The organism is Vibrio sp. 811 (assembly GCF_033339195.1).
Genome location: NZ_JAWOUB010000929.1, coordinates 1 through 522, shown reverse-complemented (window position 1 = coordinate 522; position 522 = coordinate 1). Strand labels below are relative to the sequence as shown.

The 522-nt window shown below is 46.0% G+C and carries 1 protein-coding gene; it reads left to right on the top strand.

The window, feature by feature from the left end; all coding sequences use genetic code 11:
* Nucleotides 1–522: ATP-binding cassette domain-containing protein (locus R7Q46_RS30180; protein ID WP_318078717.1), on the top strand; the 522-nt coding region annotated here is incomplete at both ends.

Here is a 522-nt window from a genome sequence, read left to right as displayed (position 1 = left end):
TATGTGCCTCAGAAACTGAAACTCAACGACTCTTTGCCGCTAAACGTTATCCGTTTCTTAAATTTAGCAGGAAAGTACAGCAAACAAGAATGCCTTGATGCATTAAGACTAGTTGGTGCAGAGCACTTAATTAAGAGCAACATGCACCGCCTTTCCGGTGGTGAAAACCAACGTGTCCTACTCGCCCGCGCGCTGCTACAACGCCCTGACTTGTTGGTTCTTGATGAACCAGCTCAAGGTGTTGATGTTCAGGGACAAATCGATCTATACGATTTGATTGAAAGCATCCGTCACCGCTTCGATTGCGCTGTGTTTATGGTATCTCATGATTTGCACTTGGTCATGGCAAAAACAGACGATGTGATTTGTTTGCACCACCACGTTTGTTGTTCGGGATCACCAGCAACGATCACTCAGCATCCTTCTTACATAGCATTGTTTGGTAACGCAGCGAGAGAATCACTCGCGTTTTATCATCACGACCACGAGCATCACCATCACGATTTGTCTGGCTCTCCAGTA